General features: G+C 71.8%; 6 protein-coding genes. 5 read left to right on the top strand and 1 reads right to left on the bottom strand.

Features of this window, described 5'->3' with window-relative positions; genetic code table 11:
- Window positions 1-4 precede the first annotated feature (4 nt).
- From AB0F70_RS17695 to rlmB, 5 genes are all read left to right on the top strand, one after another.
- Entirely contained in the window at window positions 5-1,219 is a 1,215-nt protein-coding gene (locus AB0F70_RS17695; RefSeq protein WP_357450789.1) for an amino acid deaminase/aldolase, read from the top strand.
- A gap of 43 nt (window positions 1,220-1,262) precedes the next feature.
- Window positions 1,263-2,546 (top strand): low temperature requirement protein A, encoded by a 1,284-nt coding sequence (locus AB0F70_RS17700; protein ID WP_357450792.1) that lies wholly within the window; start codon window positions 1,263-1,265, stop codon window positions 2,544-2,546.
- Window positions 2,547-2,555: 9 nt separating this feature from the next.
- Complete coding sequence (locus AB0F70_RS17705) at window positions 2,556-3,014, top strand: SRPBCC family protein (protein ID WP_357450795.1); 459 nt, start codon at window positions 2,556-2,558, stop codon at window positions 3,012-3,014.
- 20 nt (window positions 3,015-3,034) lie between these two features.
- Window positions 3,035-4,465 carry a cysteine--tRNA ligase gene (gene cysS, locus AB0F70_RS17710; protein WP_357450798.1) on the top strand — a complete coding sequence of 477 codons (1,431 nt, stop codon included), beginning with the start codon at window positions 3,035-3,037 and terminating at the stop codon, window positions 4,463-4,465.
- Between the two features lie 95 nt (window positions 4,466-4,560).
- Complete coding sequence (rlmB, locus tag AB0F70_RS17715) at window positions 4,561-5,541, top strand: 23S rRNA (guanosine(2251)-2'-O)-methyltransferase RlmB (protein WP_357450801.1); 981 nt, start codon at window positions 4,561-4,563, stop codon at window positions 5,539-5,541.
- A 27-nt stretch (window positions 5,542-5,568) separates the two neighbouring features.
- Here the strand turns inward: rlmB and AB0F70_RS17720 are convergent, their stop codons facing one another.
- On the bottom strand, window positions 5,569-6,819 hold the full coding sequence (locus tag AB0F70_RS17720) for a DUF4032 domain-containing protein (RefSeq protein WP_357450804.1): 1,251 nt from the start codon (window positions 6,817-6,819) through the stop codon (window positions 5,569-5,571).
- Window positions 6,820-6,992 lie beyond the last annotated feature (173 nt).

Below are 6,992 nucleotides of genomic sequence, written 5' to 3' on the forward strand. Positions count from 1 at the left end.
GGACATGAGCTCCGCAGCAGACACCGTCGCGCGGCTGACCGCCGCCACGTCCGGACTGCCCGCCCCCCTCGCCGTCGTCGACCTGGACACGTTCGACGCCAACGCGCTCGACCTCCTCAAGCGTGCCGACGGCGTGCCGGTCCGCGTCGCGTCGAAGTCCGTGCGCGTGCGCTCGCTGGTCGCGCGCGCCGCCGCGCACGGGTTCGCCGGCGTCATGGCGTACTCGGTGCGCGAGGCGTTGTGGCTGGTCAGTGAGGGCGTGCGCGACGTGCTGGTCGGCTATCCGACGGTGGACAAGGAGTCTCTGGCCGCCCTCGCGGCAGACGCCACGGCCCGCGCGGAGATCACCCTGATGGTCGACGACGTCGTCCACCTCGGCCTGATCGCGGACGCCGACCAGGCCGCCGGCGTGAGCGGGTCGGCGGGCGGCCGCCCCATCCAGGTGTGCCTGGACGTCGACTGCTCGCTGCGTGTCGGCGTCGGTGCGCTGACCGCCCACCTCGGCGTGCGGCGGTCGCCGCTGCGCGAGCCCGGTGACGTCGCCGCCCTCGCGACCGTGGCCCAGGCGAGAGGGCTGGCCGTGCGCGGCCTCATGTTCTACGAGGCCCAGGTGGCCGGGCTGCCCGATACGAGCCCCGCCGTCCGACTGGTCAAGCGGCTGTCGATGCGCGAGGTGAACGACCGCCGGGTGCGGATCCTCGCGGCGGTGCGTGACGCCGTCGGCCAGGAGGTCGAGCTGGTCAACGCGGGCGGCACCGGGTCGATCGAGGTGAGCGGCGGCGCACCCGGCGTCACCGAGGTCACCGCGGGCTCCGGCCTGTACACGCCCGGTCTGTTCGACGGTTACCGCTCGTTCCGGCCCCGTCCGGCGTCGTTCTTCGGGCTCGACGTCGTCCGCGAACCCGCGCCCGGCTGGGTGACCGCGTTCGCTGGCGGGTACGTGGCGTCCGGCAAGGCGGGAGCGGCGCGGGTGCCCCGCCTGTTCACGCCCGGCTACGCCCTGAACGGTCCGGAGGGCGTCGGCGAGGTGCAGACGCCGCTGCGGGCGACCCGTGGGCTCACGCCGGACGGCGCGCTGCACATCGGGGACAGGGTCTGGCTCCGGCACGCGAAGGCGGGCGAGATGATGGAGCGGTTCGACCAGGTGCACCTCGTCCGGGGCGACAAGATCGTGGAGACGGCGCCGACGTACCGGGGCGAGCACAAGAACTTCGGGTAGGCGTGCGGCGGCCCGCCCGGGAGAAATCGGGTAGAACAGGGCCATGTCCGTGACACACCACCACCGGCGCCTCATGACGGGCCGGGACCCGCACGAGCCTGCGCGCACCGCGACCCCGCTGGAGCTGCTGTTCGACCTGGCGTTCGTCGTCGGGTTCGGCGTGGCGGGGGAGGAGGGCGCCCATCTGGTCGCCGACGGGCACGTCGCCGCCGGCGTGATCGGGTTCGCGCTCTCGATGTTCGCCATCTGCTGGGCGTGGGTCAACTTCACGTGGTTCGCGTCCGCGTTCGACACCGACGACTGGTTCTACCGCGTCACCACGATGGTCCAGATGATCGGCGTGGTGGTGCTCGCGCTCGGTCTGCCGAACCTGTTCACGTCGCTGGTGCACGGCGACCGCGTGCACAACGAGGTGGTGGTCGCCGGGTACGTCGTGATGCGCCTGGCCATGCTCGTGCAGTGGCTGCGCGTGGCCCGGCAGGCGCCCGAGTACCGGGCGACAGCCATGGGATACGTCTGGACGCTCGTGATCACCCAGGTCGGGTGGGTGATCCTCGCGATCGCACCAGTGAGCGTGCTGGTCTTCCTGGTGGGCTTCGTGGTGCTCGCGGCTGCGGAGATGACCGGGCCATACATCGCCGAGCGGATCCGCACCCAGGAGTCCGGCTGGCGGAGCACGCCGTGGCACGCCCACCACATGGCCGAGCGGTACGGGCTGCTGGCCATCATCACCCTCGGCGAGGGTGTGATCGGCACTGTCGCGTCGCTGTCGGCCGTCACCCAGGAGTCGGGCTGGACTCTCGACGCCGCCCTCGTGGCGCTCGCCGGCACCGGCCTCACGTTCGGGCTCTGGTGGACGTACTACCTCACGCCCGACGCCGAGATGCTGCACCGGCACAGGGAGCGGTCGTGGGTCTGGGGCTACGGGAACATCCTGGTCTTCGCGGGGCTCGCCGGCGTGGGTGCCGGGCTGCACGTGGCCGCGTACTACCTGGACGGGAAGTCCCACCTCGGCGCGGTGGGGACCGTGCTCGCCGTCGCCGTGCCGGTACTCGTGTTCGTGCTGGCCGACTACCTCCAGTTCTGGTTGCTGACCCGGTCGGTCGACAGGCTGCACCTGTTTCTCGTCTGCGGCACCGTCGTCGTCCTCGCCGGGGCCGTTGCGACCGCGGCGGCCGGCTTCCACATGTCGTGGTCGCTGCTCCTCGTCATGCTCGCGCCGGTCGTCACCGTCGTCGGCTACGAGGTGGGCGGGCACCGGCACGTCGCCCGCCTGCTCGAGGACGAACCCGGGGCGGGGGACGAGCTACTGACTCCGAAGCAGTAGCCTGCTGGTATGCGAGCGGCAGTGACGGTGCACATGAAGGCGGACCCCGCCGTGGTCTGGAACCTGCTCAGCGATGTCACCCGGGTGGGCGAGCTGAGCCCCGAGACGTTCGAGGCAGAGTGGACCGACGGCGCGACCGGCCCCGCCGTCGGCGCGTTCTTCCGCGGCCACGTACGGCGCAACGGGGTAGGGCCGGTGTACTGGTCGCAGTGCAAGGTGACCCACTGCGTTCCCGGCCGCGACTTCGGCTTCACCGTGTACATGGGCGGCAAGCGCCTGAACAACTGGCGCTACCAGCTCGTGCCCTCGGACGGCGGCACCGACGTCACCGAGTCGTTCGCGCTGGAGCAGCGCGGCGTGGCCCGCGTGTACTGGGCGCTGGCCGGCTGGCACCGCCGTCGGGTCAACGTGAGCGGGATGCGCCAGACCCTGGAACGGGCCAGGGCAATTGTCGAGGCGGGAACGTGAAGCGCCGGTACCCTTGACAGGTGACCATTCGCCTGTTTGACACCGCCACGCGCGAGGTGCGCGACTTCAACCCCATCACCCCGGGCGAGGTCGGCATCTACCTGTGTGGCGCCACGGTCCAGGCACCCCCGCACGTAGGCCACCTGCGCCCCGCCGTCGCGTTCGACGTGCTCCGGCGCTGGCTCACGCGGCGGGGCCTGAAGGTCACCCTGATCCGGAACGTCACCGACATCGACGACAAGGTGCTGGCCAAGTCGGCAGCCGCCGGCCGCGAGTGGTGGGCGCACGCCGCTCTGTACGAGCGGGTGTTCACGCAGGCGTACGACGCGCTCGGCGTCCTCCCGCCCACCTACGAGCCGCGCGCCACCGGCAGCGTGCCCGAGATGGTCGCGCTCATGGAACGCCTGGTGGAGAAGGGCCACGCCTACGGCACGGGCGAGGGCAACGTCTGGTTCGACGTCCACTCCTGGCCCGCCTACGGGGAGCTCACGCGGCAGAAGGTCGAGGACCTCAGCCCCGAGGAGGGCAGCGAGCCCACGACGGGCACGGCCAGCGACGCCAAGAAGAACCCGCACGACTTCGCGCTGTGGAAGGCACCCAAGCCGGGCGAGCCCGAGTCCGCGTCCTGGGACACCCCCTACGGACGCGGCAGGCCCGGCTGGCACCTGGAGTGCTCCGCGATGGCCCGGCGCTACCTCGGCGAGTCGTTCGACATCCACGGCGGCGGCCTCGACCTGCGGTTCCCGCACCACGAGAACGAGCAGGCGCAGTCCCGGGCGGCCGGCTACGGCTTCGCGAACCGCTGGATGCACGTCGCGTGGGTCACGCAGTCCGGCGTGAAGATGTCCAAGTCCCTGGGCAACGGCCTCCTCGTCAGCGAGCTGCTGAACGAGGCACCCGCGCCCGTCGTGCGCTACGCGCTGGCCGCCGTGCAGTACCGGTCCATGCTCGAGTGGGCGCCCGACACGCTCGACGAGGCGCGCACCACGTGGGACCGCCTGTCGGGCTTCGTGGCGCGCGCCTCGGAGCGGGTGGGCGCCGTCCCGGCGGAGGAGGTCGCCAAGGCCGAGGTCCCCGAGGCGTTCGCCACCGCGATGGACGACGACCTGAACGTGCCGCAGGCGCTCGCCGTCGTGCACGAGCACCTGCGGGCCGGTAACACGGCTCTCGCGTCCGGGGCGGATGCCGCGGTGCGTACCGAGCTGGTGACATTGCGTGCGATGCTCGATGTACTGGGGCTCGACCCGGCGGACCCGCAGTGGGCGGCGACGTCCACCGACGACCGGTACGCCACGGCGCTCGACGGGCTCGTCACGGCGGAGCTCAAGGCCCGCGCCGAGGCACGCGCGGCCAAGGACTGGGCCACTTCCGACGCGATCCGGGACCGCCTCGCGGCCGCCGGCATCGAGGTACAGGACTCCGCCGACGGCGCCCGATGGACGCTGTCCTGATCTTTTCCCTGGTGGTCGAGCTTGTCGCGACCGCCTCGACCGAACCCGCGGTGGTCGCGACAAGCTCGACCACCGGCTGAGAGACGAGACACACCATGGCAGGAAACTCGAAGCGCGCCGGTGCGGTACGCAAGGCAGGCTCCAAGAAGGGCGCCCAGGTAGGCACCGGCGGACACAGCCGCAAGGCGCTGCAGGGCAAGGGGCCGACGCCCAAGGCGGAGGACCGTACCTACCACCCGGCGCACGAGCGCAAGCTCGCGGCGGAGCGGCGCGCGGCGGCCGGGCAGCGGCCGGGCGGCCGCAGCACGGGCCGCAAGGCCGCCGGGGCGACCGAGGTCGTCACCGGCCGCAACGCGGTGCTGGAGGCGCTGCGCGCCGAGATGCCCGTCGAGGGCATCTACCTGGCGACCCACCTGGACGCCGACGACCGTACCCAGGAGATCCTGGAGATCGCGCACGCGCGCAGCCTCCCGATGTTCGAGGCCTCGCGGCTCGACCTCGACAAGATCACCGAGGGCACGGTGCACCAGGGCGTGGCCATGAAGGTGCCGCCGTACGACTACAAGGACGCCGAGGACCTGCTCGACGCCGCGGCGGAGGCCGGTGAGCCGCCGCTGATCGTCGCGCTGGACAACATCACCGACCCGCGCAACCTCGGCGCGGTGCTCCGGTCCGCCGGCGCGTTCGGCGCGCACGGCGTGCTGGTGCCGGAGCGGCGCTCCGCTGGCGTGACGGCGTCGGCCTGGAAGGTCTCGGCGGGCGCCGCGGCCCGGGTCCCCGTCGCACGTGCGACGAACCTGGCCCGCGAGCTCGCCGAGCTGAAGAAGTCCGGCTGCTTCGTGGTCGGGCTCGACGCCGGGGGCGACATGCAGGTGGGCGAGCTCGCCTTCGCCACCGACCCGCTGGTGCTGGTCATCGGCTCGGAGGGCAAGGGCCTGTCCCGCCTGGTGCGCGAGGCGTGCGACGCGATCGTGTCGATCCCGATCGCCACGACCACCGAGTCCCTGAACGCGGCGGTCGCGGCGGGGATCACCCTGTACGAGGTCGCGAAGCAGCGTTCGACGCCGGCCGGCTAGCACTCCGGCCTGGTCGCTCCTGCTCGGTCACTCCTGCTCGGCCTCACCCGGCGGGAGGCCGAGCAGGGCGTCCTCGTCCGGGCGGTGCCGGAGCACGTTCTCGACGTACGACTCCGCGGCCTCGGGCAGCGGGATGTCCCGCTGCGCCTGCTGCGAGATGAACCAGCGGTGGTCGAGGATCTCGTGGAAGAGCTGCGCCGGCTCCAGCTTGCGGCGCAGCTCGCGCGGGATGGCGTCGATCGTGGGGCGGAACACCTGGCGGACCCAGGCGTGCGCCACGATCTGCTCCTGGTCGTTCTGCCGGTCCGTCGCCGCGCGGTAGCTGTCGAGGTCGTTGAGCATGCGGCGGGCCTGGTTCTCCTGCACGTCCAGCCCGGTGAGGCGGAGCAGACGGCGGGAGTGGTGCCCGGCGTCGACCACCTTGGGCTGGATGCGGACCTTGGTGCCGTCGATGTCGGTCGTGATCTCGAGCTCGCCCACGTCGAAGCCGAGGTCGTTGAGCCGTTCGATGCGCGCGGCGACGCGCCAGCGGTCGCCGGAGTCGAAGGCCTCGGAGCCGGTCAGGGCGTTCCACAGCTCCTGGTAGCGCTCCACGAGGGCGTCGCCGATGGCCACCTCGTCGACGTCCTCGTCGAGCAGCTCGCCCGCCGAGAGGTCCATGAGCTCGCCGATGATGTTGGTGCGCGCCAGGTCGACGTCGTAGTTGCGCTGGCCGCTGGTCAGCGTGCGGTGGATGTCGCCGGTCTCGGCGTCGACGAGGTAGGCCGCGAAGGTCTCGGCGTCGCGCCGGAACAGGGTGTTCGACAGCGAGACGTCGCCCCAGTAGAAGCCCACGAGGTGGAGCCGCACCAGGAGCACCGCGAGGGCGTCGATGAGGCGCGTGGCGGTGTCGGGACGCAGGTCCTGGCTGAACAGCGCGCGGTACGGCAGGGAGAACTGCAGGTGCTCGGTGACGAGCACCGCCTCGAGCCGCTCGCCGTCGGGCGCCCTGCGGCCGGTGATGACGCCGACCGGGACCACCGAGGGCACCTCGATGCGGTGCAGCTGGCGCAGCAGCTCGTACTCACGGTAGGCGACGGTCTCGCCGATCTCCTTGATCGCGAGCACCCGGCCCTCGTGGTTGACGAAGCGGACGATGTGCCGCGAGATGCCCTGGGGCAGTGCGGCGAGGACATCCTCCGGCCAGTCGACCAGGGGCACGTCCCACGGGAGATCCAGCAGAGCGGGGTCGGGTGCGACCGCGGTGATCTGGAGGTTCTGCTGGGGCATGGGCACCATTCTGCGCTGAGCCGGCCGCCTGTCCGTGCAAGACAGGGCAGGAGCCGTGGATCTCCGCGGGGCGGAGTGATGAAAGGCCTGCGGGGTGTGTTGCTGTGCGTGGACAGGATCGCTCGGCCCGCGGCGGTCAGACGAAGGTCCAGTTCGGCATTCTCGAACCCTTCGGGAGCTGT

This window comes from Promicromonospora sp. NPDC023805, assembly GCF_040639635.1.
Classification (GTDB): domain Bacteria; phylum Actinomycetota; class Actinomycetes; order Actinomycetales; family Cellulomonadaceae; genus Promicromonospora.

Bases quoted from the DNA above. Each gene is read 5' to 3' on its own strand.
- AB0F70_RS17695 (WP_357450789.1), top strand. From the start codon at position 5: ATGAGCTCCGCAGCAGACACCGTCGCGCGGCTGACCGCCGCCACGTCC.
- AB0F70_RS17700 (WP_357450792.1), top strand. From the start codon at position 1,263: ATGTCCGTGACACACCACCACCGGCGCCTCATGACGGGCCGGGACCCG.
- AB0F70_RS17705 (WP_357450795.1), top strand. From the start codon at position 2,556: ATGCGAGCGGCAGTGACGGTGCACATGAAGGCGGACCCCGCCGTGGTC.
- rlmB (WP_357450801.1), top strand. From the start codon at position 4,561: ATGGCAGGAAACTCGAAGCGCGCCGGTGCGGTACGCAAGGCAGGCTCC.
- AB0F70_RS17720 (WP_357450804.1), bottom strand. From the start codon at position 6,819: ATGGTGCCCATGCCCCAGCAGAACCTCCAGATCACCGCGGTCGCACCC.